General features: G+C 66.3%; 25 protein-coding genes, 1 tRNA gene and 1 pseudogene. 21 read left to right on the forward strand and 6 right to left on the reverse strand.

Features of this window, described 5'->3' with window-relative positions; genetic code table 11:
* The first annotated feature begins 30 nt into the window (after positions 1-30).
* The 13 genes from ASF96_RS06640 to ASF96_RS06700 all read left to right on the forward strand — a co-directional run bounded on the left by ASF96_RS06640 (position 31) and on the right by ASF96_RS06700 (position 12,279).
* Positions 31-678, forward strand: a complete 648-nt coding sequence (locus ASF96_RS06640; RefSeq protein ID WP_055937163.1) for a SatD family protein — start codon at positions 31-33, stop codon at positions 676-678.
* Positions 675-1,385, forward strand: coding sequence for a hypothetical protein (locus tag ASF96_RS06645; protein ID WP_055937166.1), 711 nt, complete (start codon positions 675-677; stop codon positions 1,383-1,385). The genes ASF96_RS06640 and ASF96_RS06645 overlap by 4 nt, the downstream gene beginning before the upstream one ends.
* 124 nt (positions 1,386-1,509) lie before the next feature.
* Positions 1,510-2,823, forward strand: a complete 1,314-nt coding sequence (tyrS, locus tag ASF96_RS06650) for a tyrosine--tRNA ligase (RefSeq protein WP_055937169.1) — start codon at positions 1,510-1,512, stop codon at positions 2,821-2,823.
* Position 2,824: 1 nt separating this feature from the next.
* A complete protein-coding gene (locus tag ASF96_RS06655; RefSeq protein WP_055937172.1) occupies positions 2,825-3,613 on the forward strand; it encodes a DUF4184 family protein in 789 nt (262 codons plus the stop codon).
* Between the two features lie 296 nt (positions 3,614-3,909).
* Positions 3,910-4,812, forward strand: coding sequence for a ParA family protein (locus ASF96_RS06660; protein WP_082509317.1), 903 nt, complete (start codon positions 3,910-3,912; stop codon positions 4,810-4,812).
* 82 nt (positions 4,813-4,894) lie between these two features.
* Entirely contained in the window at positions 4,895-5,722 is an 828-nt protein-coding gene (locus ASF96_RS06665; RefSeq protein ID WP_055937760.1) for a segregation and condensation protein A, read from the forward strand.
* Complete coding sequence (scpB, locus tag ASF96_RS06670; RefSeq protein ID WP_055937175.1) at positions 5,712-6,377, forward strand: SMC-Scp complex subunit ScpB; 666 nt, start codon at positions 5,712-5,714, stop codon at positions 6,375-6,377. The genes ASF96_RS06665 and scpB overlap by 11 nt, the downstream gene beginning before the upstream one ends.
* A complete protein-coding gene (locus tag ASF96_RS06675) occupies positions 6,374-7,180 on the forward strand; it encodes a pseudouridine synthase (RefSeq protein WP_055937178.1) in 807 nt (268 codons plus the stop codon). Before scpB ends, ASF96_RS06675 begins: the two co-directional genes overlap by 4 nt.
* 54 nt (positions 7,181-7,234) lie before the next feature.
* The gene (locus ASF96_RS06680) at positions 7,235-8,368 is read left to right on the forward strand and encodes a prephenate dehydrogenase (RefSeq protein WP_055937181.1); all 1,134 of its coding nucleotides are present in this window, start codon (positions 7,235-7,237) and stop codon (positions 8,366-8,368) included.
* Positions 8,361-9,086 (forward strand): (d)CMP kinase, encoded by a 726-nt coding sequence (gene cmk, locus ASF96_RS06685; protein ID WP_055937184.1) that lies wholly within the window; start codon positions 8,361-8,363, stop codon positions 9,084-9,086. Before ASF96_RS06680 ends, cmk begins: the two co-directional genes overlap by 8 nt.
* Positions 9,076-10,599 (forward strand): ribosome biogenesis GTPase Der, encoded by a 1,524-nt coding sequence (gene der / locus ASF96_RS06690; RefSeq protein ID WP_055835296.1) that lies wholly within the window; start codon positions 9,076-9,078, stop codon positions 10,597-10,599. Before cmk ends, der begins: the two co-directional genes overlap by 11 nt.
* 196 nt (positions 10,600-10,795) lie before the next feature.
* Positions 10,796-11,242, forward strand: a complete 447-nt coding sequence (locus ASF96_RS06695) for a DUF805 domain-containing protein (protein WP_055937187.1) — start codon at positions 10,796-10,798, stop codon at positions 11,240-11,242.
* A gap of 134 nt (positions 11,243-11,376) precedes the next feature.
* Positions 11,377-12,279: an NUDIX domain-containing protein gene (locus ASF96_RS06700; protein ID WP_055937190.1), complete on the forward strand. Its 903-nt coding sequence runs from the start codon at positions 11,377-11,379 to the stop codon at positions 12,277-12,279.
* A 178-nt stretch (positions 12,280-12,457) separates the two neighbouring features.
* Here ASF96_RS06700 and ASF96_RS06705 read toward each other — a convergent pair whose 3' ends face one another.
* The gene (locus tag ASF96_RS06705; RefSeq protein ID WP_055937193.1) at positions 12,458-12,841 is read right to left on the reverse strand and encodes an RNA-binding S4 domain-containing protein; all 384 of its coding nucleotides are present in this window, start codon (positions 12,839-12,841) and stop codon (positions 12,458-12,460) included.
* 164 nt (positions 12,842-13,005) lie between these two features.
* Positions 13,006-13,584, reverse strand: coding sequence for a GNAT family N-acetyltransferase (locus ASF96_RS06710; protein WP_055937196.1), 579 nt, complete (start codon positions 13,582-13,584; stop codon positions 13,006-13,008).
* A gap of 236 nt (positions 13,585-13,820) precedes the next feature.
* Here ASF96_RS06710 and ASF96_RS06715 point away from each other — a divergent pair.
* Positions 13,821-13,894 (forward strand) — tRNA-Pro (locus ASF96_RS06715).
* A 206-nt stretch (positions 13,895-14,100) separates the two neighbouring features.
* Here ASF96_RS06715 and ASF96_RS16430 read toward each other — a convergent pair.
* Positions 14,101-14,382 carry a tyrosine-type recombinase/integrase gene (locus tag ASF96_RS16430; RefSeq protein WP_327037383.1) on the reverse strand — a complete coding sequence of 94 codons (282 nt, stop codon included), beginning with the start codon at positions 14,380-14,382 and terminating at the stop codon, positions 14,101-14,103.
* 558 nt (positions 14,383-14,940) lie between these two features.
* On the opposite strand from ASF96_RS16430, the pseudogene ASF96_RS17370 reads away from it, so the two are divergent.
* Positions 14,941-15,115: pseudogene (locus ASF96_RS17370) on the forward strand (IS481 family transposase); the annotation flags it as partial.
* A gap of 53 nt (positions 15,116-15,168) precedes the next feature.
* Here the strand turns inward: ASF96_RS17370 and ASF96_RS06720 are convergent.
* From ASF96_RS06720 to ASF96_RS06730, 3 genes are all read right to left on the reverse strand, one after another.
* Complete coding sequence (locus tag ASF96_RS06720; protein WP_055937199.1) at positions 15,169-16,083, reverse strand: VOC family protein; 915 nt, start codon at positions 16,081-16,083, stop codon at positions 15,169-15,171.
* Between the two features lie 85 nt (positions 16,084-16,168).
* Positions 16,169-16,534 carry a DoxX family protein gene (locus tag ASF96_RS06725; protein WP_055937202.1) on the reverse strand — a complete coding sequence of 122 codons (366 nt, stop codon included), beginning with the start codon at positions 16,532-16,534 and terminating at the stop codon, positions 16,169-16,171.
* A gap of 40 nt (positions 16,535-16,574) precedes the next feature.
* Positions 16,575-17,153, reverse strand: coding sequence for an NADPH-dependent F420 reductase (locus ASF96_RS06730; protein WP_327037376.1), 579 nt, complete (start codon positions 17,151-17,153; stop codon positions 16,575-16,577).
* A gap of 123 nt (positions 17,154-17,276) precedes the next feature.
* Between ASF96_RS06730 and ASF96_RS06735 the strand changes: the two genes are divergently transcribed.
* The 6 genes from ASF96_RS06735 (at position 17,277) to ASF96_RS16825 (ending at position 23,405) form a co-directional block, all read left to right on the forward strand.
* On the forward strand, positions 17,277-17,765 hold the full coding sequence (locus tag ASF96_RS06735; protein WP_055937205.1) for a MarR family winged helix-turn-helix transcriptional regulator: 489 nt from the start codon (positions 17,277-17,279) through the stop codon (positions 17,763-17,765).
* A gap of 534 nt (positions 17,766-18,299) precedes the next feature.
* Positions 18,300-19,109 (forward strand): hypothetical protein, encoded by an 810-nt coding sequence (locus ASF96_RS17145; RefSeq protein ID WP_162239406.1) that lies wholly within the window; start codon positions 18,300-18,302, stop codon positions 19,107-19,109.
* Positions 19,110-19,117: 8 nt separating this feature from the next.
* Positions 19,118-19,567, forward strand: coding sequence for a TIR domain-containing protein (locus ASF96_RS16435; protein ID WP_200934076.1), 450 nt, complete (start codon positions 19,118-19,120; stop codon positions 19,565-19,567).
* A gap of 17 nt (positions 19,568-19,584) precedes the next feature.
* The gene (locus tag ASF96_RS16440) at positions 19,585-20,490 is read left to right on the forward strand and encodes a DUF4231 domain-containing protein (RefSeq protein WP_162239407.1); all 906 of its coding nucleotides are present in this window, start codon (positions 19,585-19,587) and stop codon (positions 20,488-20,490) included.
* A 16-nt stretch (positions 20,491-20,506) separates the two neighbouring features.
* The gene (locus ASF96_RS06740) at positions 20,507-21,091 is read left to right on the forward strand and encodes a TIR domain-containing protein (protein ID WP_055937208.1); all 585 of its coding nucleotides are present in this window, start codon (positions 20,507-20,509) and stop codon (positions 21,089-21,091) included.
* Between the two features lie 370 nt (positions 21,092-21,461).
* Entirely contained in the window at positions 21,462-23,405 is a 1,944-nt protein-coding gene (locus ASF96_RS16825; RefSeq protein ID WP_156458753.1) for a TRAFs-binding domain-containing protein, read from the forward strand.
* The last annotated feature ends 2 nt before the right edge of the window (positions 23,406-23,407 follow it).

Raw genomic sequence — 23,407 nt, forward strand, 5'->3', positions numbered from 1 at the left:
AACGGTAAAGATAAGCGATACGCTTATGTCATGAGTATCGCCGTGATCGCCGACATCGTCGCCTCGAGGCAGCTCGCCGACCGCGCCGCCGCACAGCGACGCATCGCGCGGGTCGTCGGCGACGCCGACCGCGACCTGCCGGTCGCGAAGCAGCCCCTCGCGGCCGTCGTGGGCGATGAACTGCAGGGGGAGTACGACCGACTCGGCGACGCGCTCGCGTCGCTGCTGCTCGTGCGTCTGGCGCTCCCCGACGGGATCGACTGCCGCTTCGGCGTGGGAGTCGGCGCGGTGCGACCCATCGAGCTCGACGGACGCACCGTGCCCGAGGGGCCGGCCTGGTGGGCAGCCCGAGCCGCGATCGAGAGAACCGCGCGACTGCAGCAACGCGCCGCGCCGTTCGCGCGCACGTGGATCGAGGCCGCCGAGGGAGAGGATGCCGCCATGGTCGACACCATCTCGCTCGCCAACGCCTACGCGCTCAGCCGCGACCAACTGGTCTCGACGATGAGCGAACGCACGCGCCGCCTCACCTACGGCCGTTGCCTGGGTCGCTCGCAGCGGGAACTTGCCGAGACCGAGGGCGTCAGCCAGTCGGCCGTCTCGCAGGCCCTGGCCTCCGCCGGCTCCGCCGCGATCGTCGAGGGCTTCGCCGCCCTCACCCGCGGAGCGCGCTCGTGATCGCCGCGGGACTCCTGCTGCTGGCCGTCGGGTCGGTCGACCTGCTGCGCCAGATGATCCGATCCCGCCGCTGGATCGCCTTCGCTGCGGTGGCGGTGGCGCTCGTCGTGGTGTCGGCGGGACTGGATGCCGTGATCGCGGGCCTGCTCGCCGTCGCCGTCGCCGCGATCTGGACGTGGGTCGTGCCCGAGCACGGTCCTGCGCGCGCGGGCCTCTGGCCCGTGGCCCTGCTGGCGCTCGCCGCGGCGGCCTGCGTGGTCATCGCCCCGGGCCGCGTCCGCCCCGGCATGCTGGGCGAGATGTGGACCACCTACCGACCGACCGACGCCGTGTCGGTCGACGTGATCGTGCTGGTCGTCGGGTGCCTGGTCTTCCTGCTCGAGTCCGGCAACGCGGTCGTGCGCATCGCGCTCCGCTCCGAGATGGGTGGCCGCGTCGCCCCCGACGAGACGGCGACGCCGACGCTCAAGGGCGGACGCCTCATCGGACCGCTGGAGCGCATCCTGGTCTTCGTGCTGACGCTCGCCGGGGCGTACACGCTCATCGCCGCGGTGCTCGCCGCGAAGGGCATCGTGCGCTTCCCCGAGATCTCGCGCGACGGCGACGGGGGAGACCGCGCGGAGTACTTCCTGATCGGCAGCCTCGTGAGCTGGGTGACGTCGTTGGCGGCGGCGTTCCTCGTGTGGTGGGGCGTGCACGCGGGCTGACGGCAGTGTGCGGCCGCGCGTGCGACCGAGCGGCAGGGGGCGATCGCGCGGCACGCGGGGCGAGCGCGTCGGCGGCGGGGTCTCGGCATCCGGAGGCCCACGACCCCGCTGATACCCTGGGCCGGTGTCTGCACCGATCGACGCGGCGCCCGTGAGCGCCCTCACCCCCGCCAACGACCCGACCTTCGACAACGTCTGGGACGAGCTGGTCTATCGGGGGCTGATCCACGTGTCGACCGACGAGGGCGAGCTGCGCGAACTGCTCGGCGGAGACCCGATCGTGTTCTACTGCGGCTTCGACCCGACCGCGCCGAGCCTGCACCTGGGCAACCTCGTGCAGCTGCTCACGATGCGTCGCCTGCAGCTCGCCGGTCACCGCCCGCTGGGCCTCGTCGGCGGCTCCACCGGTCTGGTGGGCGACCCGCGCCCCACGGCCGAGCGCACGCTCAATACGCGCGAGACCGTCGCCGAGTGGGTCGCCAGCCTGCGGGCGCAGGTCGAGCGCTTCCTGAGCTTCGAGGGCGACAGCGCCGCCCGCATCGTCAACAACCTCGACTGGACGGCGCCGCTGAGCGCCATCGATTTCCTGCGCGAGATCGGCAAGTACTTCCGCGTCGGCACGATGCTCAAGAAAGACGCGGTGAGCGCGCGCCTGAACTCCGAGGCGGGTATCAGCTACACCGAGTTCAGCTACCAGATCCTGCAGGGGCTCGACTACCTCGAGCTGTACCGCGCCTACGGCTGCGTGCTGCAGACCGGCGGCAGCGACCAGTGGGGAAACCTCACCAGCGGCACCGACCTGGTGCGGCGCGCCGAGGGCGCCTCGGTGCACGCGATCGGCACGCCGCTGATCACCAACAGCGACGGCACGAAGTTCGGCAAGAGCGAGGGCAACGCCATCTGGCTGGATGCCGAGATGTGCAGCCCGTGGGCGATGTACCAGTTCTGGCTCAACACCGACGACCGCGACGTGCTCGAGCGCCTCAAGGTGTTCACGTTCCTCACGCGTGCCGAGATCGAGGAGTACGCCGCCCAGGTGGAGGCCGAGCCCTTCCGGCGCGCGGCGCAGAAGCGTCTCGCCCGCGAGGTCGTCACGACCGTGCACGGCGCCGAGGCGACCGAGGCCGTCATCGCCGCCACCGAGGCCCTGTTCGGTCAGGGCGACGTGACGGCCCTCGACGCCGCCGTGCTGCGCACCGCGCTCGAGGAGCTGCCACACGCGACCGTCGCCCGGGGCACGACCGTGGTCGAGGCGCTCACCGCCACCGAGCTGTCGGGCAGCCTCAGCGAGGCCCGCCGCGCGATCGCGCAGGGCGGGGTGTCGCTCGACGGCCAGAAGGTGACCTCCGACGACGCGGTCGTCGAGGGGACCCTCCCGGGTGGAGTGTCGGTGCTGCGCCGCGGCAAGAAGACGCTCGCCGGCCTGTTCCTCGACTGACATGCCGTTCACGGTCAGTCACGCCGTCGTCGCGCTGCCGTTCCTGCGCACACCGCTCGTGCCGGCGGCCATCGCGATCGGCGCGATGACGCCCGACCTTCCGCTGTTCCTGCGCGGGATCGTGCCCCCGTACGCGGTGACGCACGATCTCGCGTGGCTACCGGTGACGGTGGTCATGGCGTTCGTGCTGCTGCTGGTGTGGAGGTGCGTCCTGCGTCCCGCGACGCGGGAGCTGACTCCCCGCGTCGTCGCGGACCGTCTCCCCGACGGGTGGGATGTCGGGGCTCGCGCCGCCGCCCGCGAGACGCTGAGCGGGGGAGTGCGCGGCATCGTGTGGCTCGTGCTCTCGCTCACGATCGGTGTGGTCACGCACGTCGTCTGGGACTTCTTCACGCACGAGGGACGGGCGGGCGAGGCGCTGCTGCCCGTGCTGGAGCAGCAGTGGGGGCCGCTGCTCGGCGTGAAGTGGCTGCAGTACGGCTCGGGGGTGTTCGGGCTGGCGGGTCTGGCGGCGTTCGGGCTGTGGTGGTGGTCGCGGCGCGCGGCGACGCCCGTGCGCCGCGTGCTTCCGGATGCCGTGCGCGTCGCGTGGTGGCTGTCGCTGCCGGCCGCCCTGGTCGTCGCGTCCATCGTTGCGCTCGCTGTCGCGGGCGGCTTCGACGCGGGCTACACCCCGACCCACCTCATCTACGGTGTGCTGGTGAAGGTCGCCGCCGCCTGGGGAGCGGCGACGCTGGTGCTCGCGCTCGCCGTGCAGGCCCGCGGCGCCGCGGTGCGTCGCAGCCGCTGACCCGCGCCCGGCGACCCCGCGCCCGCGCGCCCGGCACCGCCCGGCGCCGAGACCGCATGCGATTGTCGAGGCCGCACGGCTTCGACGCCCATCCCGTGCGTCCTCGTCAATCGCGTGCGTCTTCGGCGGCTTCGCCCGCGTCCGGCGGCACGCCCGCGTCCGGCGGCACGCCCCCGCCCGACGGCCGCCCCCTGCGGCCCGTCCAGCGGCCTCCATGCGGTCTCGGCACCGACCGGGTCGGCGTCCGGCGCGTGCACCGGGCGGGGGAGCGGGCGGCGGTTAGACTCGGGGGCGTTATGACGAAGGCGGGAGACTCGGTGTCGGCGAGCACGAAGGGCAAGAAGACGGTCGCGGACGAGGTCATCCTCGGACCCACCGGTCGCCCCTACCAAGGGTTCCCCACTCCGGCCGCCCTCGACAGTCACGGTCCGGCGCGCATCATCGCGCTGTGCAACCAGAAGGGTGGCGTCGGTAAGACGACCACCACCATCAACCTGGCCGCCGCCCTCGCGGGCTACGGGCGCCGCGTGCTCGCCATCGACTTCGACCCGCAGGGTGCGCTGTCGGCGGGTCTCGGCATCCAGACCCACGACGTGCCGACCATCTACGACCTGCTGCTCGACACCAAGCGCGACCCGCGCGAGGTCATCGTGGCGACGCGCGTCGAGGGCCTCGACATCCTGCCGGCCAACATCGACCTGTCGGCGGCCGAGGTGCACCTCGTCAACGAGGTCGCCCGCGAGACGATCCTGGCGCGCGTGCTGCGCAAGGTCGCGGCCGACTACGACGTCATCCTCATCGACTGCCAGCCCTCGCTCGGCCTGCTCACCGTCAACGCGCTGACCGCGGCGCACGGCGTGCTGATCCCGCTCGAGTGCGAGTTCTTCGCCCTGCGCGGCGTCGCACTGCTGGTCGAGACGATCGACAAGGTGCGCGACCGCCTCAACCCGGCGATCGAGCTCGACGGCGTGCTGGCGACGATGTACGACCCCCGCACGCTGCACTCGCGCGAGGTGCTCGAGCGTGTGGTCGAGGCGTTCGGCAACGATGTGCTCGAGACGGTCATCGGCCGCACGGTCAAGTTCCCCGACGCCTCGGTGTCGGGCATGCCGATCACGGAGTTCGCACCCGAGCACGCCGCAGCCCAGGCCTACCTGCGGTTGGCGCGGGAACTGGTCGCCCGTGGCGCCGTCGCCTGACGACACCGCCTCCGCCGCGCCGCAGGACGGCGCCCCCGCCGCGACGCTCGATGCTCCGGCCTCGGACTCCCGGCCGGCGTCGGTGCCCGAGCCCGCGCCGGTGACCGAGCCCGCCTCGGCCCCCGAGCCCGCGGGCTTCCGCGTCATCCTCCCCGATTTCGACGGTCCCTTCGACCTGCTGCTCACGCTCATCTCGCGGGCCGAGCTCGACATCACCGAGGTCGCCCTCAGCCGCGTGACCGACGAGTTCATCGCCTACCTGCGCGCGATGGGGCCCGACGGCGATCTCGATGAGGCGTCGGAGTTCCTGGTGGTCGCCGCGACCCTGCTCGACATGAAGATCGCGGGTCTGCTGCCGCAGGGCGAGCTGGTGGATGCCGAGTCCGTGGCGCTGCTGGAGGCACGCGACCTGCTGTTCGCCCGCCTGCTGCAGTACCGGGCGTTCAAAGAGGTGTCTGCGTGGTTCGCCCGCTGCCTGCAGCGTGAGGACCGCCGCCATACGCGTGCCGTGCGCCTCGATGAGAAGTACCGCAGCGCCGTGCCGGAGCTGAAGTGGACGCTGAACGCCGCGGACTTCGCGGCGCTGGCGGTCGTGGCGCTCGCCCCGAAGCAGATCCCCACCGTCGGCCTCGATCACCTGCACGCCCCGCTCGTGAGCATCCGCGAGCAGGCCGCCATCGTCGTGACCCTGCTGCGCTCCGCCGGTACCCTGAACTTCCGCGACCTCGTGGCCGGGGTCACCGAGACCGGGGTCGTCGTGGCACGCTTCCTGTCGATCCTCGAGCTGTACCGCCACGCCGCCCTGTCGTTCGAGCAGCTCGAACCCCTGGGAGAATTGACGCTGCGCTGGACCGCCGAACGGTGGTCGGAAGAGAACCTCGCCGCCCTCGGAGCCGACTATGACCGTTGATCCCCCCGCCGTCGCCGTCGCCGTCGACGCCGCGGCGACCCCCGTCGACGCCGCCGCGGCCGCGGAGCAACCGGCGCCCGTCGCCCGCCCGACCGATCCGGCGTCCGTCGCCCGTCGCCTCGAGGCGATCCTGCTCGTGCTCGACGAGCCGCAGAGCCTCGTGAGTCTGGCCGCCGCGGTCGCCGCTCCCGTGCCCGCGGTGCGCCAGGCCGTCGCGGGCCTCGTCGCCGACTACGACGGAGAGACCGGCGGACCCGTGCGCGGCTTCGAACTGCGCGAGGTGGGCGGGGGATGGCGGTTGTACGTGCGCGAGGAGTACGACGACGTCGTCGGCGAGTTCGTCAACACCCAGGCACCCTCGCGCCTGTCGCAGGCGGCGCTCGAGACCCTGGCCGTCATCGCGTACAAGCAGCCCGTCACGCGCGGGCAGGTGGCATCCATCCGCGCGGTGAACGTCGACTCGGTCGTTCGCACCCTGCTGTCGCGGGGGCTGATCGCCGAGGTCTTCACCGACCCCGACACGGGCGCCATCCACTACGGGACCACCGACCAGCTGCTGGTCAACCTCGGCATCAACTCGCTCGACGAGCTGCCGCACATCTCGCCGTTGCTCGACGACGGCGCCGACGGATTCGACGGAGAGGTACTGAAATGAGCGACGCTTCGACAGGCGCAGCGACCGGGGGCGCAGGCTCCGCGAGCGACGAGGGCATCCGCCTGCAGAAGGTGCTCGCCAATGCGGGCGTGGCCTCGCGGCGCGTGGCCGAGAACATGATCGTCGAGGGCCGCGTGCGCGTGAACGGCGAGACCGTCACCGAGCTGGGCTCGCGTATCCACCCCGAGACCGACCTGGTCGACGTCGACGGCGTCGCCATCCAGCTCGACGAGTCCAAGCGCTACGTGGTGCTGAACAAGCCGACCGGTGTCGTCAGCTCGATGAACGACGACCGCGGTCGCCCCGACCTGCGGGAGTGGGCCGACGAGTGGGAGGAACGCCTCTACAACGTCGGACGACTGGATGCCGACACGAGCGGCCTGCTCGTGCTGACCAACGACGGCGACCTCGCCCACGTGCTCGCCCACCCCTCGTTCGGGGTGACGAAGGTGTACATCGCCAAGGTCGAGGGGCTCGTCACGCCGCAGACCATCGCGAAGCTGACCCGGGGCGTCGACCTCGAGGACGGGCGGATCGCCGCCGACAAGGCACGCCTGCTCGACGCGTCGCGGGGCGAGAGCCTGGTCGAGCTCACGCTGCACTCGGGGAAGAACCGCATCGTGCGGCGCATGTTGGACGAGGTCGGACACCCGGTCATCGAACTCGTGCGGCGGCAGTTCGGTCCCCTCCACCTGGGAACTCTCCCGGTGGGCAAGGCACGCGAGTTGACTACAGTAGAACGCGGCGCGCTTCTCACGCTGTCTCGTCGAGACGGCGACACCTCGGCCGATCCGGCTGAGTGACGTCCGGCGCGTCTCGCGGTGCGAGCGGCGCCGCCCAGGGCAGCAGGAGACCCGATGACCGAACCGAAGGAAACGTCCGCGCGCGCGGCCGGGCCTTTGGCGACCCGCACGAGCGGCACCGTCCGCATCGTCGGCTCCGGACTCCTCGGCGCGAGCATCGGTCACGCGCTCACGGCCCGCGGCGTCGACGTCGTGCTCGTCGACGCGTCTCCGTCGCAGCTGCGTCTGGCCATCGACTACGGCGCCGGCCGCGCCGAGCGCGCCGATGACGCGCCCTCGCTCATCGTCGTCGCCACGCCTCCCGACGTCGTCGCCGACGTCGTGCAGCGCGAGCTCGCGGCGTTCCCCGCTGCCGTGATCACCGACGTCGCGAGCGTGAAGCTCGAGCCGCTGCGCACCCTGCGCGAGCGCGGCGTCGACCTCACGCACTACATCGGCTCGCATCCCATGGCCGGGCGCGAGCGCGGGGGAGCCATCTCGGCCCGCGCCGACATCTTCGTGGGGCGTCCGTGGGTGGTCTGCCGCGACGGCGAGACCTCGGCTCACGACCTGTCGCTCGTTGAAGGGCTCGCGCTCGACCTCGGCGCGACGCTCATCGAGATGACGCCCGAAGAACACGACGAGTCCGTCGCGCTCATGTCGCACGTGCCGCAGCTGGTGGCGAGCCTGCTCGCCGGGCGCTTCATCGAGGCCCCCGACGGCTCGCTGCGGCTCGCGGGCCAGGGCGTGCGCGACACGACGCGCATCGCAGCATCGGCCCCCGAGCTGTGGGTGCAGATCCTGGGCGCGAACGCGGCCCCCGTGGTCGAGGTGCTCGACCAGCTCGCCGCCGACCTCGGTGACGTCGCCGACGCCCTGCGCGACCCCGACGTGCCGGGAGCCCGCCGCACGGTCGCCGACACGATCCGCCGGGGCAATGAGGGCGTCGAACGCCTGCCCGGCAAGCACGGCCAGAACCGCCGCTTCGATACTTTCGTCGTCATGGTCGACGACACCTCCGGCCAGCTGGGTCGCCTGTTCGGCGAACTCGGTGACCTCGACGTCAACGTCGAAGACCTACGCCTCGAGCACTCGCCCGGTGCCCCCTTCGGCTTGGCCGAGATCAGCGTCGTCCCCGACGCGGTCCGCCGTGCCGTCGACGGACTCCAGCAGCGCGGATGGCGGATTGCGAGCACCACCCATGACTGATTCCACCCCCTCGCTGACCACGACGCCCGCGGGAGCAGCAGCTCCCGTCGTCGTGGCCGTCGACGGCCCGGCCGGCAGCGGGAAGTCGAGCGTGTCGAAGGCCGCCGCGACCCGCCTCGGGTACGGCTTCCTCGACACCGGCGCCGCCTACCGCGCGCTCGCCTGGCACGCGCTGCAGCACGGGATCGACACCTCCGACGCCACGGCCGTGGTCGAGGTGTTCGGCGACTTCGACTACGCGATCTCGCTCGACGCGTCCGACCGCTGGGTGCGCGTCGGTGGCACCGACGTGACCGCCGCGATCCGCGAACCCCGCGTGACCGACGCCGTCAGCGGCGTCGCGCGGGTGGCCACCGTGCGGCACGCGGTGAACGAGCTGTTCCGCCGGCTTGTGGCATCCGCGGGTCTTCGTGGTGTCGTCGTCGAGGGCCGCGACATCACCACGGTCGTCTTCCCCGACGCGCCCGTGCGCATTCTTCTGACCGCGGCGCCCGAGGTGCGCGCCGCGCGTCGCAGCGCCGAGCTGACAGGGCACGACGCCGCCAAGGTCGCCGCAGCTCTGCACCAGCGCGACGCCGCAGATTCCACGGTCGTCGACTTCCTCACCGCCGCCCCCGGCGTGCAGGTCGTCGATTCGACCCACCTCGATTTCGAACAGACCGTCGACGCCGTGCTGAGCGTCGTCGACTCCACGATGGGAGCCCGCGATGGGCGTTGAAGACGAGTACGAAGGCGGGCCCGACCAGCTCGCCGAAAAGATGGAGCAGCTCGACGAGGTGCTCGCCGAACAGCGGGCCGAAGCGTTGCGCGCGGGACTCGAGGACTTCGACCTCGACGAAGAGGATGCCGCGCTGCTCGCGGGCCTCGCGTCGGGCGAAGGAGCCATCGAGTTCCTGCCGGCGCTGCCGGTCGTCGCGATCGTCGGCCGTCCGAACGTCGGCAAGTCGGCGTTGGTGAACCGCATCCTCGGGCGCCGTGAGGCGGTCGTCGAGGACACCCCCGGTGTCACCCGCGACCGCGTCACCTACAAGGCCGAGTGGCTCGACCGGCGGTTCTCGCTCGTCGACACCGGCGGCTGGGAGCCCGACGCGCGCGGTATCGACCGTTCGGTGGCCGCGCAAGCCGAGGTCGCGATCGACCTCGCCGACATCGTGCTGTTCGTGGTGGATGCCACGGTGGGGGCGACCTCGACCGACGAGCACGTCGTGAAGCTGCTGCGCAAGAGCGGCAAGCCGGTGTTCCTCATCGCGAACAAGGTCGACGACGCCCGCCACGAGCCCGAGGCCGCAGCCCTCTGGAACCTGGGTCTGGGTGAGCCGCACCCCGTCTCGGCCATCCACGGCCGCGGCGTGGCCGACCTGCTCGACGAGATCATGAAGGTGCTTCCCGAGGTCTCGGCCGTGGCACGGTACGAGATCGGCGGCCCGCGTCGCGTCGCGATCCTGGGACGCCCCAACGTCGGCAAGTCGTCGCTGCTCAACAAGGCGGCGGGCGAAGAGCGCGTCGTCGTCAACGAGCTCGCGGGCACCACCCGCGACCCCGTCGACGAGGTCGTCGAGCTCGGCGGCAAGCTCTGGACGCTGGTCGACACCGCCGGCATCCGTCGTCGCGTGCACCTTCAGCAGGGTGCCGACTTCTACGCGTCGCTGCGCACCTCCACGGCGCTGGAGAAGTCGGAGGTCGCCGTCGTCGTGATCGACGTCTCGCAGCCGATCAGCGTGCAGGACCTGAACATCATCGACCTGGTGCTCGAATCGGGCCGCGCGCTCGTGCTGGCGTTCAACAAGTGGGACCGTCTGAACGACGACGACATGGAGAACCAGGACCGTCGTCGGTACCTCGAGCGCGAGATCGAGCAGGACCTCGCGCACGTCGCGTGGGCCCCGCGCGTGAACATCTCGGCCCGCACCGGCCGCCACCTCGACAAGCTGGTGCCGGCGCTCGAGACGGCGCTGGAATCGTGGGACACCCGCATTCCGACCGGCAAGTTCAACGCGTTCCTGTCGGAGCTCGTGGCCGAGCACCCGCACCCGCTGCGCGGCGGCAAGCAGCCCCGCATCCTGTTCGGCACCCAGGCGGCGACGCGTCCGCCGACATTCGTGCTGTTCACGACCGGATTCCTCGACCCGGGCTACCGCCGCTTCATCCAGCGTCGCCTGCGCGAGATCTACGGCTTCGACGGCACCCCGATCGTGCTGAACATGCGCATCCGCGAGAAGCGCCAGCGCTGACGCGCGTGTCGAATGCCCCGGTCCCCGCGCGGGATCGGGGCATTCGGCGTCTGCGGGCATGGCCTGGGCACACGGGAGCGGCATGCAGCACACATGTGTCGTGTGCACAGCCAACACTCAGGTTCGATAAGGTTCATTCGCGGCGGTGCAATACCCGCCCGCACCGTCGTGATCGAAACTTCAGCCTGGGGGAACCATGAGCAATTCCACGATCGAGCCGCCTCTGGCTCAGCCGTACTACGGGGCGCCGATCGGCGCCGCCGTCAAGCGCTTCTTCAAGAAGTACGCCACCTTCTCGGGCCGCGCCAGCCGCAGCGAGTTCTGGTGGTGGGTGCTGGTCATGTTCATCGTCGGCGGCGTCCTGAACGTGCTCGCCGCGGCCACCGGCGGCGCCGGCACGGTCGACGAGTACGGAATGATGGCCACTCCCTCGGGCGTCGGCCTCGTCTTCTACATCGTCTACATCATCTGGTCGCTCGCGACGATCGTGCCGTACCTGGCCCTGGTCGTGCGTCGCCTGCACGACTCCGACAAGAGCGGCTTCTGGATCTTCATCGGTCTGGTCCCGTTGGTCGGTGGCATCGTGCTCTTGGTGTTCATGCTGATGGGCCCGAAGCCCGAGGGTGCGCGTTTCGACCGCTGATCCTCGCTCTCATCGCGCCCCGGTTCCCTCGTGGAGCCGGGGCGCGTGGCGTTTGCGGAGGAAAGCCGGCCGATGACGGCGCCGTATGACGACCGAGGGTCCACGCGCGGCCGGGGTGTGTCAGGCTGGGGAGGATGACGATCCAGCCTCCCGCCCCGGGCGAACCGCGGCGCCCGCATGGGCCCCGCGACCCCGGCGATGCCTGGGTGGTCGCCCCGACGGGCGAGAAGTACTGGGGTCGTTTCGGCGCGGCGGGTCTGCTCGCGCTCGATCCGCGGCGGGGCGTGCTGCTGCAGCACCGGGTCTCGTGGAGTCACTTCGGCGACACCTGGGCTCTGCCCGGGGGTGCGCGCCACGAGAACGAATCGGCCCTCGACGGCGCCCTGCGCGAGTCGGGCGAAGAGGCCGGAGTGCCGGCGGATGCCGTGCGGGCACGTTTCGAGAGCGTCCTCGACCTCGGGATCTGGTCGTACTCGACCCTCGTCGCCGACGTCACGGTGCCGTTCGAGCCCGTGATCAGCGACCCCGAGAGCGTGGCCCTCGAGTGGGTCGCCGTCGACCGGGTCGACGCTCTGCCCCTGCATCCGGGCTTCGCCTCGGCGTGGCCCGCGCTGCGCACCGAGCTGTCGACGCGCCCCGCGGTGGTCGTCGACGTCGCCAACGTCGTCGGGTCGGTGCCCGACGGCTGGTGGAAGGATCGCGCGGGAGCAGCATCGCGACTGCTCGCGCGTGTCTCGGCGAGGGCTGAGGCGGGAATGGATGCCGACACCCTCGGCCTCTCGGCGACGCGCTGGTTCCCGCCGGTCACCGCGGTGCTGGAGGGCCAGGCGCGCTCCGCCGCCGTCGACGGGGCCGGCGTCTCGGTGCGCATCGCGGAGGGTTCCGGAGACGATGAGATCGTCGCCGTCACACGCGAGCTGGTCGCGCTGCACAGCCCGGTGATCGTCGTGACGAGCGATCGGGGCCTCGCGGCGCGAGTGCAGGAGATTGGCGCCGTCGTACAGGGCACGCGGTGGCTGCAGGAGCAGTTGGACTGAGCTCGCGCGTGCGTCGGGCTCGTTTTCGGCGCTGCGGGGTTGTCGCTGGGGTCGTGGCGCGGCGCACGCTCAGCGATGCGCGCAACCTCTGTTCGATTCAGGGGTGGGTGGCTGAGGTTGTGCGCATCGCGGAGGTTGTGCGCGGGGTTGCGACCGCCGGGTCGTGGCGGCTGATGCCTCACTCGCCGTCTCGGCCGCGCAGTTTCTCGATGTCGCGGCGATCACGCTTGGTCGGCCGACCGGCTCCCCGGTCGCGGACGGGAACGAACGGCACGCTCCCGCGCGGGGGCGGTGGGGGAGTGCGGTCATCGACCGACTCAGCGACGAGGGCTGCTCCCACGCGCTTGGCGATGGTCTTCTTCACCACCAGGATTCGGTCGAAGCCCTGAACGCGCACCCGCAACTCGTCGCCCGGACGCACCGGCTGCGCCGCCTTGGCCCGGTCGCCGTTGACGCGCACGTGACCCGCGCGGCAGGCGGTCGTCGCGGCCGACCGGGTCTTGTAGACGCGCACCGCCCACAGCCACGCGTCGACGCGGGCGCTAGTGGGGGCGTCGGTCATGTCAGGTCTCTCGTCGGGGGAACTCCCATCGTAAGTGGGGTGCTGCGGGTGGGCGTCTCGGGCGCCGTTACCGACACGGGTCGGTGCTGCTGGCGTACGGCGCGGGGGCTCATACGGGCACGGGCACGGGCACGGGCGCTGGCGTGACCGAGGGCGCGCGTGGGTCAGTCCCGCAGGGTGAGTGAGACGAGCGCGCGGTCGGGCTTCGGCCGGTCGACGACGGTGAACCCCGCATCTTCGAACACCGACACCGTGCCGCGGAAGAGCTGGTTCGACGAGCGCTTCGCCGCTTTCGGGTCGAGGGGATACCCCTCGACCACCCGGGCGCCGGCTTCTCGGGCGGTGGAGATCGCGGCATCCAGCAGCTTCGCCGCGAGGCCCCGCCCGCGGTGCTGCGTGCGCACGACGAAGCACGAGACCGCCCAGACATCATCGGCGTCGAGGCTCTCGGCGGTCGACGAGGTCACGTCGCGTGTGCGCAGCAGACGGGCCTGCGCGACACGGGGGCCGACGCGCACCCATCCGGCGGGCTCGCCGTCGACGTAGGCGATGAGGCCTGGCGGACGGGGACCGTCGAGCTCGGCGCGGAACAGGTCGGTGCGCTGATCGACGGAGGCTTCCTTCCAGGGGCCGTTCGGCAGCAGCCACCACTGGCATTGGCACTCGGGGCCGTCACCGCTGTCGAGTGCCGTCTCGGCGTCGTCGAAGCGGTCGCCGGCCGCGGGGAGGATCTCGATGGTCATGACGCGACGGTAGCGAGGGGCTCCGACATCGACAATCCTTCGCGCGCAAGAATGGGCCGCCGAGCCCCACACGCCCGGGGCGTGCGCTGGTTCGCGGCAGGGTCGGGGAGGGGCTAATATAGGGGAGTTGCCCGCTCGCGGGTAACGGGATGTGGCGCAGCTTGGTAGCGCACTTGACTGGGGGTCAAGGGGTTCACCCCTCCCGGACGGCCCGAATAACTGAAAATTGAATGCCACGGGCTGTGGCGCAGCTTGGTAGCGCACCTGACTGGGGGTCAGGGGGTCGCAGGTTCAAATCCTGTCAGCCCGACAGAAAAACCCTGATGAGGATTTATTTTCATCAGGGTTTTGTTGTTCCGGACGCCGGATTTTTTGGTCCCTTTCTGGTCCCCCTCGACCTCTTGGCGGGATGAGGCTGTGGATAACGGAACGCCGCGCGATGCCCTCCCTGTGGATAAGGGGACCAAAAGGGGACCAAAACTGCTCCCAGCCGATCCGTCGGCATCTGACAAGGCATCAGAGGCCTCGCGTTGAAGCGCTGCCTCGTGAGGCCTGGCGCCTCTGCCCGGAGGCGGAGAGGAACGCGTTGGCCTGCTCCGCCGCAGAGGCTAGGTGCCAGTCATCGGGATGCACATACCCGCGAGTGGTTTCCATGGACGCGTGCTCAAGAATCTCCTGAAGCACGTGCACAGGCACGCCAGCGTCAGCCATCCACGTTGCTACCCGTGTGGCGGAGTCCGTGACGGGTGAGATCGGGCATGCCGAGTCCTGCGACGATCGTGTCCTAATTGGTGGCATCCCGGACAGTCGCCGTGGTGAGCACACCGCCACGCTCCGTTCCTTGCGCGCCGTCCTTGCGACATCTCACTGAAGCGCTAGGAGCGCAGAGCTACACCCTCCGAGCGCGGGTCGGCACAACACCGCGACAGATACCACCGTCAAAAGCACGCCACCTAGTTCCACGGTTCACAACAACGACTCGCCGGCCCAGGGATGAATGGGCAGAGCCGACTATCCGACGAGTGCTAGAGCGCGTTTTCGACGACGCGACCAACTAATGCGGCGGCATAGAGTGCGTCGACTGTCCTACGCTCACCTCGACTTCACAATAAGGTCGTTACAGAGTGCGATCTACGCCGCGCGGGACTACCTGTAGTCACTGCTCTGCGGCCACCGACCGTTCATCGGCTGGTGTGCACTCCCACGTGATAATGAAGGCTCAACTTGGCGCGGTTGTCATGTTCGTGGAGGACCCTCGACGCTAATGAGAGGTATCACGAGGCATCTACGCCGGTGCTACTGAGTGGGAGTTGCGAGCTACGAGGTAGCGTGTGACCGCTTCAGTAGCTACTCTCCTGGCAGAAAGGCAAAGGCGAACGCTTTAACCGGACCCTCGGAGCCGCGTGGGCCTCCCGACAACCATTTGCCAGCAACGAAGCCCTTGCCCCCTGGCTGGCTCGCTCGCTACAACAATGAGTGCATCCACATTAGCCACGAGTTCACGCCCGCAGCCCGAGTGTCACCAACCTGATGGCTCAGTGCACCTAGACCCTATTTTTCTCTGTTTTTCTAGAGATGGGCGTCTTAGGCGCTGAGGATGAGGGTGTTCAGCGAGGGGTCGCGGAGCAGGAACCCGTTTTCGGTTTCGGTGACGGGGTGGGAGAGGGTGCCGAGGACGTGGTCGAGGCGTTCGGTGGTGTCCAGGTGGAGGGTGAAGTTTCGCATCCGGGCCGTGCCGGCCGGCGATTGGGGGGCGTTCACGCCTTGCCAGGTGTTGACGGCGATACGGTGGTTGAATGCGCCGCCGCCGCCCAGGTCACCAAAGTGGTAGCGGGGTGCCCAGACGGCCTGGTTGAAGCCGAGAGCTTTGTAGAAGGTGTAGGCGGCGTCGAGGTCGCCGACGTAGAGGTGCACGTGCCCGATCTTCGTACCCACAGGAACCGGGATGGTTGTGTCGTCGTCTGGGAGGGCGTCGAGGGCTCGTCGGATGTCGAGGGGTTCGCGGCCGTTGGAGCGGGTGCCGTCTCGGCGGATGATGTAGGGCACGTCGTCGTCGAGAATCGTTTCGAGCATCCGCTCCGGGGTCTCGAGGGTGATCTCGATGGTGATGCCGTCCGGGTCCAGGAGGTAGATCGCTTTGGACATGATGTGGTCGGTGGGTGAGATTTCCCAGCCGGCGCGGATCATGCGCAGCAGGATACGGGCGAAGTCGGCGGCCGTGGGCGGGTGGATCGCGAGGTGGTACAGGCCGCTGTGACGGTTGAGGAAACCCGTTTCCGCACCGGGGTGGAGGGTAACGAGGGTATCGGTGACTGTGCCGAGCTGCACTTCGTGGGGCTGTTCGGAGCGGATGGCGAGGCCGACGATCTCTTGCCAGAATGCGGTGGAGCGGCCGAGATCGGTGACCTCGAGGTGAACGGCGCCAAAGGTCGCAACCTCGCGGGCACGGGGGTCAGTGACCGCGGGCACAACGCCCGCGGTGGAAGATTCGAGGGACATGGGGTCCTCCTTCGAGGCATTGCGGATAGGGGAAGTCGGGGGTGCCGTGGTCCGGCCACCTGTGTGGGTGGCCGGACCACGGCGCTTAGGAGATGACGATGAACCCGAGGATGGTTGCGGCGATCGCGAGCACAGCCAGCACCAGTGGGGGCACGACGGGTTCCTTGCGTCGTACGTGGACCACGATCGCTCCGATCATGATCACGGCCAGTGCGATGCCGGCGATCGGGGACAGGACCGGGACGATCCCGGTGAGCACCGGGAGAATCAAGCCAAGACCACCCAGGGCTTCAGCGAGGCCGATGAGCTTCACGGTCGGGGCGGAGAAGTCCTCGACCCAACCCATCCCGTTCTGTTTCAGAGCGGGCTTGGGGCGGGCGACTTTCATCAAGCCGGCGCCGAGGAACACGAGCGCGGCGAGGCCAGCGGCGATAGAGAAAGCGATGATCACGGAGAGCTCCTGGTCGTTACGCGTGTCGTTCTGTCTCGGGTTACTTGGTGACGGTGAAGCCGCCGGTGAAGCTGATCTTCTGAGCGACCGCGAGCTGAAGCTGGAGGTACCCGATCGCTTCGAGTTCACGAGCCACGGCGAGGGACCCGGCGTCGATGGCGTCGATTCCACCTGCGGTGACCACGGCAGCCAGGGTCGCCTTGGCGGCCTCGTCGTCACCGGCAATCAGCACGGTGGTGGGGTTCTGGCCGACGCTCTTGCTCACGAGGGAACCGGCGAAGTTGGTGTTGAACGCCTTCAGCACGATCGACGCTGGCAGCGCAGCGGCAAGCTCGGACGCGGCAGAGCGATCTGCCGGGACGGCGAGTTGAAAGGTGGTGAAGTCGACCGGGTTGGTGATGTCGACCACGATTTTGCCGGCGAGCTGGTCACCGTACTTACCCGCGATGTCCGACAAGGCCGTGTAGGGGACGGCGAGGATCACGAGGTCGCCGTTCACGATGGCGTTCTCGCTCGACGTGTTGATGTGCTCCACGTCGGTGCCACCCGCAGCGAGGATGCCTGCGATAGCGCCACCCATGTTGCCCTTGCCGAAAATCGTTGCCTTTGTCATGATCATGCCCTTTCTCCTGACACCAGGACGGTGCCATCTGCCGACGCCGCCAGCACTCAATTGCCGCGGCAAGTAAGAGCATGCCGTGGAAAGCTTTCCATGTCAAGCGAAGTGGTCTAGAATCATGCCATGAGCGATAGTGAGGTCCGTTGGTTGAACGAGGCAGAAGCGGCAGCGTGGGTGCCGCTGGTAACGACGATGATGTGGTTGCCCTCAGCTCTGGATACCCAACTCCTTCGCGATGCCGGCATCAGCCACTACGAGTACGGGGTTTTGTCCGCGCTCTCGATGGGCGAGGGTCGCACGAGGCGACTCAGCGAACTCGCCCGATTCGCTAACAGCACCCTTTCTCGCCTTTCCAAGGTGGTCAATCGCCTCTCGACTCAGGGTTGGGTTGAGAGACACCCTGATCCTGAAGATGGCCGCAGTACCCTTGCCACCCTGACTGAGGCAGGTTGGGAGAAGGTCGTCGCGGCAGCGCCCGGGCACGTCGAGCGCGTGAGGGAACTGATCTTCGACCAGCTCACGCCAACCGAAGTAGACCAACTCGGCGCGATCGTAACCAAGCTGTCAGCCACAATCGGAACAGACGGTGCCTGCGCCGACAGAATCGGTTAGCGGAACAGGCCGTGGGCTCCCCAGGACCGCGGGCGGGATGCCATCCGACAGGGTCATGGGATGAGCGTCCTCCGATAAGCCAAGGATTGTCTCCGAATTCTCGAAGCGCTGATTCGTGTATATTCCCGCTCGGGGTTGCGAATGGTCATTTGAGTGCCTAGAAGAGTGCGTCTGGGTGACGGTTTTGAGTTGTCAGCCCGCTGCTGGCCTGGCGGTCAACATCAGCGTGCTCACTGTCACTTGTGTTCTAAGATGTGGATTCGACGCATGAGAATCTCGGATGGTGGTTGATGCTTGGTAGACACGGTTCGTGAAGGGGGTGAACCCAGAGGGCATGTGAGCGAAGACAGTTTGCGAGCCGTCCAACACACCCGCGAGCATCTGTAGCTGTGTGGACTTCCCGGTTCGGTCCAAGCCTTCGAAGACGACCGTACTTCCTTGACTAAGTGTCAACTGAGAGTTTTTCACGACGTGCCCCCTTGCGCGCTGCGCGTTGTCCCCGGCGGTGTCGGTGGTCGCAGCTAGTCTCAACGTATGGTAGAAAACGACGAAACCAGCGGAGGCGCGAGCACGCGCCCGCCGGGTGAGCCGTGGCGTCCCCTGACGGATACTGGGCGAGGCTACTTGTCTGTCTACTTCAGCGAACAGATGGCAAGGTGGCCGGTTCGGGAGATCACCCGCCGTGGGGACAATAAGAGCGATCCCAACATCGAGACGGGGACCTATGGGCTCTTCTCTACCTGTGAGCCGAGCATGCGCAATCGCATCGTTCAAGATGGCGCAGCAACGATTTTCTTCATCACGACGCATAAACCTGGAAACGGTCGGGTGCTGTCCGGCTACTATCACGTCGGCCACTTCACGGAGGGCACCCAAGGCGCAGTCAACCGAGATTTCGCCCTTGCGGCAGACTTAATGCGATTCATCGAACCCATACCAGTTGGTTCACTTCCAGAACCGCTCGCCGCATTCTGTTCGGTGCCGTTCAGACAGATCAGACCAACCGACGTTGACGCGACACGCGCACTTCGAGCCATCTGCGACAGCGCCGAAGACCGAACCGAAGAGTACCTCTCGGAAGTCTCAAGAGTCGAGCGCTTCGCATATTCACAGACCGAGCTTTCGTATCCATCATGGGGTAGAGACGGCGGCTTCACTTGGGCCGATGCCCCCGAGTATTACCAGACCGACGATGACCTCTCGAAGGTGCCCAATAGCTCGAAGAACAAAAAATGGCGCTGCCGTGAATGCGGCTTTGTCATCAAAAGTGGTGCACTCCTCAAAAAGTGTCCCTTGTGTAAGAAGGCAGCGACCCTCGTCCCCGACACAGAGGTCGCAGCATGACTCGGCGCGTGTTCATCAGCTACCAACACGCGGATCTTATGAAAGCCCACGGCCTGAATCTCATGACTTACAACAAGAACGTCAACGTCGACTTCACCGGGCGCCATCTCCTTGATCCCGTCAAGAGCCATAATCCTGACTACATCGGCCAGAAGATCAAGGAGAAAATCAAAGGGAGCTCCGCCACGATCGTGCTTATCGGGGCGCAGAAAGCCGACAGCGCCTGGGTGGACAAAGAGATCGAATGGAGTCGTGAAGCTGGTAAAGGCGTCATAGGAATCCGTATCGATCCAGACGCATCCGTTCCTGACGCGCTGGTCGACTGCGGTGCGGAAATCCTAGATTGGTTCAAACCAGACGACGTCCAGCAGTTCGACGACGCGATCGAACGGGCAATTGCCGCGACGTCTCGTGCTCGCAACATGCCAACAAACACCTACAGCACCTGTACACGATGAGTTCGGACGATCAGGCTATGGCTGGCGTTACCCCGTGGTCGCCTACGAATATCGATCTCCCGGTAGTGCATGACACAGCCAACGAGGGATCGGGGCGCGGGCAAAAGGTTTACCTCCTGCTAAGTGCGATGAGACTGATCTCGTTGCTCATAGCCGCCATCGCTGGCGCACTTGGATTCATCACACTGGGATTCGATGTGTTCGGGCTGATTCTGCTCGCCGCCTTTGTTGTGGCTGCTGTTTCAGAGCTTTCTCTGATTATTTTCCAGCCGGAGCGTGACTGGTATTCAGGGCGCGCTGTTGCTGAATCGACGAAAACAATCGCATGGAGGTTCGCAGTACAAGGCAAACCATTCGGACCGAATTTGACCTTAGATCAGGCAGAGTCTCTATTGAGACAACGGATCAGTGAAGTGCTCGCGAAAGGCAAAGATCGTCTTGACGTGGGAACTGGACCAGCCGTTGTTACTGAGTCAATGCGTCTTCTCAGAGCAGCCGATTTGGAGCAACGACGAGCTACCTATCTCACGTTCCGTACCAGCGACCAACGGCAGTGGTACTCAACGAACGCGAAGAAGAACAGGGTTCGTGCTCGAACCTGGAGATACGTCTTGCTCTCGGGCGAGATCCTCGCCGTGGTCGCCGCCGCGCTGACCCTTGGCCGAGGAAACCCCTTTGACTTCGCGGGAATAGTAGCTGCACTCGTTGCCTCCGGTGCCGCCTGGCTGGCGATAAAACAGCACTCACAAATTACCTCCGCCTATCGAGTTGCCGCTGCAGAACTCGCGATCCAAGAGAGCCTCCTCGAATCTGTCGAAGAGAAGAAGTGGCCCCAAGCGGTTGCCGACGCAGAGGAAGCGATCAGTCGCGAACACACAATGTGGCTCGCCTCCCGCGGCGAAGAACCCCTCGCGAAGACCTAAATGAAGAGAGAAAATATTGGGTAGAAAAATCTATATCTCGTTCAAGACCGAGGACGCCGACTACAAAACGGCAATTCAGACGATGGAGAACCTCGACTATGTCGACAAGTCGTTGAATGATCCGATCAATTCTGTCGATGAGGACTACATCATGCAGAAGATCAGATCTGACTACCTGTATGACTCGACGGTCACCATTTTCCTCATCGGTAATTTCAGTGCTGAAGACGCTGGTAGCTACGAACAGAGGTTCATCAAGCGCGAACTTCAAGCATCGTTGTACAGCTCGGCGGCTCATTCCAAGAATGGAATTTTAGGTATCGTCCTTCCGGGCTCAACCGATCGGGTTTTTGGTGGAACATACAGCTGTTCGAACTGCGGAGGCAGCCACAACCTCGTCTCGATCAACGACAGCACAGTTGTCAAGGAGTTCAGCTACAACTACTACATCCCCAATGGAAAGTGCGCGCATACAGAGGAAGATCGGTACTGCGTCCTGACGACGTGGGATGACTTCAGACACGATCCGGAGGCCGCAATTGAGCGCGCATTTGCGAAGCGTGCCGAACCGATCGCTGCCAAGACGAGGGTTCGGCCTTAAGAATCTCCGCCTGGACGGGGTATCTCTTGGAGTAGGGAGGGAGCAAGCTCAGTAATCTGGTCGTGCGAGTCGGAGAGGGAACCGCCCGAACCGAGCGGGTCACAAGAGGTCCAGCGGAGAAGGCATCAGAGCAGGGGAACGGTTTGCATGAGAATCGGCCCGGGTGCCGCAGCTCGGGCCTGCTTGACGGGATGCGACGCAAGGTTTCTCGACCGGGACGAACCGTCTGGCGTGAACCAGTTCGAACCAGCGATGGCTGCCAGTGATCGGGCCGAGAGTATGTTGACTAAAATGTCGAGTAGGTCTGGGTGATTGGAGCGGTAGCTCAGCAGGCGCGCATATCGTTGCAGCCCAAAAGTGAGGTGGTTGAGTGCTCATTCTCTACGCCGGGGTGCAAGCCGATGAGGTCGGGCGAGCACCAGCACGGTTGCCTGAAAGCTCCGAGAACGAGCTTCTGACACGACTCAGAGGGCTCTTCCAATCGCTCCAACCAAGGCGCTTGGTCGGAGCGCTCGCCTCGGGCTCGGACATTCTCTTTGCGCGCGCGGCCCTGCTAGAGGGCATCCCTCTACGGGTCGTCCTTCCCTTCGCGAAGGGCGAGTTCAGGAGAACCAGTGTCGAGGCACGAGGAGAACGTTGGCTCGCACATTTTGATCGGATAGTTGGCGACGCGGCCGTCGATTTGGTTGAAAGGGATTGCCCCGTCCAAGAGACCGCGGAGGCGTTCAACGTACACAACCTCGCGATGCTCGACGACGCGCGCGCATTAGTCGAAGGCACGGACGAACGCGTGTGGGTCGTAGCCATCCGGCCGATGCCCGACCCCTGTGCGCCAACAGTCACCGACAACCTTATACTACGAGCTGAGGAGAGGGGCCATTTTACATTCGACCTAGCCCCTACTCATGAACAAGTCTCGGCGTTCATCGTCATGCCTGGTGGAGTTAAGAAGGACGTTCGAACCGGTAAGAAGGTGGACTGCGATCCGGCCTTCCATAGGGTCTATCGTCCGCTGTTAGAAGACGCAGATATCAGCTGGAAAAGGGCAGACCTGGAGACAGACAGCGGAATCATACACTCGGGAATGCTTGCGGCTTTAGCGAACTCTGATCTCGCTTTAGTTGACCTCACCGCAACCAACTTTAATGTTGCGTATGAACTCGGTGTCAGGCACATATTCGCAGACCGAGCCACAGTTCTGATCAACCCACACATCGAGGGACATGCACGCCATGCACCACCCTTCGATATCAACATGATTCGTATTCATTCATTCACTCGTGGGCAGACGATTTCGGATGTGCAAGCCGAGGAAGCAATACGAGCACTTCGTCCTGTCGTCCAACGGGTAACCAGTGAACTCGAAGTCGATAGCCCAGCGCATAGTTGGTTCGACTTGGCCGCAGTGAAGAGGCCCTACGCCCAGCTATCAGAGGTCGCCGACGCGCTTACAGCTCAGAACAGGGCACGCGACAGGATCAGTGCGGCAATCAAGTCATCCGACGCTGCCGAGATGAACGCCGCTGCGGAGTGGGTGGGCTCCACGACCGAGGTTCATGAAGGGCTGCGTCGCAGCCTCCGGATCGAAGTCGCTATTGGATTGCACGCGGAGGAAGCCTACGAGGACGCGCGAGCCCTACTAGAACTCGCTCAACCAAGCCTTGATGATCCGCTACATCGGATCTGGCTACAGGAGAGCGTCATGGTCTATCGACGCCTAGGGGAGGACGCGCAAAACCCTGTAACCCGGCAGGAACTCTGGCGGACGGCTCGTCAGTATCTCAAAGATGCCGAGATTGCGGGCTACGCGGACTCTGAGACATACGGCAGCTGGGGCGGGCTCATTAAACGAGAACTGGAGAACCAGCTCGACAGCGGAGACCCAGCCGTTGCGGCGAGCCTTTTCCGTGAGATGGCAGAGAAGTATCGTGCTGGGTTCGAAAGCGATCCCAGTTACTACACCGGAGTCAACTTGCTTATGGCACTCCGCCTCAGCGGACGGGAAAAGGACGAGTCCTTCCGTGAGGAGTTTAACGAGTTCCTGACTGTTTCCCGTTTCCTCAACAGGCTGGCGATCGCGGACGAGCCCACCGACTATTGGGCCCTTGCAACACGTGCTGAGCTGACGCTGCACGAGTGTCTTGAGAACGGTCAGCCTGTTGACGTGGCTGCGGAGCAGTATGCAGAGGCGGCTCGGTATGGCAACGCCGATCAGGTTCGATCCACGAAGTACCAGTTGAGGTTCTTGGCTAGGTACGGCGACCCACAAGACGTGATCGAACGACTCAATTCAGTGTTAGATCAAGCTCGTTAGGG

Source organism: Microbacterium sp. Leaf179 (genome assembly GCF_001423785.1).
In the GTDB taxonomy this organism is placed as follows: Bacteria; Actinomycetota; Actinomycetes; order Actinomycetales; family Microbacteriaceae; genus Microbacterium.

Excerpts from the sequence above, each read along its gene's own strand:
- scpB (WP_055937175.1), top strand. The coding sequence starts at position 5,712 with ATGACCGTTGATCCCCCCGCCGTCGCCGTCGCCGTCGACGCCGCGGCG.
- ASF96_RS16440 (WP_162239407.1), top strand. The coding sequence starts at position 19,585 with ATGGCTGGCGTTACCCCGTGGTCGCCTACGAATATCGATCTCCCGGTA.
- der (WP_055835296.1), top strand. The coding sequence starts at position 9,076 with ATGGGCGTTGAAGACGAGTACGAAGGCGGGCCCGACCAGCTCGCCGAA.
- ASF96_RS06720 (WP_055937199.1), bottom strand. The coding sequence starts at position 16,083 with ATGTCCCTCGAATCTTCCACCGCGGGCGTTGTGCCCGCGGTCACTGAC.
- ASF96_RS17145 (WP_162239406.1), top strand. The coding sequence starts at position 18,300 with ATGGTAGAAAACGACGAAACCAGCGGAGGCGCGAGCACGCGCCCGCCG.
- ASF96_RS16430 (WP_327037383.1), bottom strand. The coding sequence starts at position 14,382 with ATGCCACCAATTAGGACACGATCGTCGCAGGACTCGGCATGCCCGATC.
- ASF96_RS06640 (WP_055937163.1), top strand. The coding sequence starts at position 31 with ATGAGTATCGCCGTGATCGCCGACATCGTCGCCTCGAGGCAGCTCGCC.
- cmk (WP_055937184.1), top strand. The coding sequence starts at position 8,361 with ATGACTGATTCCACCCCCTCGCTGACCACGACGCCCGCGGGAGCAGCA.
- ASF96_RS06735 (WP_055937205.1), top strand. The coding sequence starts at position 17,277 with ATGAGCGATAGTGAGGTCCGTTGGTTGAACGAGGCAGAAGCGGCAGCG.
- ASF96_RS06680 (WP_055937181.1), top strand. The coding sequence starts at position 7,235 with ATGACCGAACCGAAGGAAACGTCCGCGCGCGCGGCCGGGCCTTTGGCG.
- ASF96_RS06705 (WP_055937193.1), bottom strand. The coding sequence starts at position 12,841 with ATGACCGACGCCCCCACTAGCGCCCGCGTCGACGCGTGGCTGTGGGCG.
- ASF96_RS06730 (WP_327037376.1), bottom strand. The coding sequence starts at position 17,153 with ATGATCATGACAAAGGCAACGATTTTCGGCAAGGGCAACATGGGTGGC.
- ASF96_RS06660 (WP_082509317.1), top strand. The coding sequence starts at position 3,910 with ATGACGAAGGCGGGAGACTCGGTGTCGGCGAGCACGAAGGGCAAGAAG.
- ASF96_RS06700 (WP_055937190.1), top strand. The coding sequence starts at position 11,377 with ATGACGATCCAGCCTCCCGCCCCGGGCGAACCGCGGCGCCCGCATGGG.
- ASF96_RS06675 (WP_055937178.1), top strand. The coding sequence starts at position 6,374 with ATGAGCGACGCTTCGACAGGCGCAGCGACCGGGGGCGCAGGCTCCGCG.
- ASF96_RS06655 (WP_055937172.1), top strand. The coding sequence starts at position 2,825 with ATGCCGTTCACGGTCAGTCACGCCGTCGTCGCGCTGCCGTTCCTGCGC.
- ASF96_RS06710 (WP_055937196.1), bottom strand. The coding sequence starts at position 13,584 with ATGACCATCGAGATCCTCCCCGCGGCCGGCGACCGCTTCGACGACGCC.
- ASF96_RS06695 (WP_055937187.1), top strand. The coding sequence starts at position 10,796 with ATGAGCAATTCCACGATCGAGCCGCCTCTGGCTCAGCCGTACTACGGG.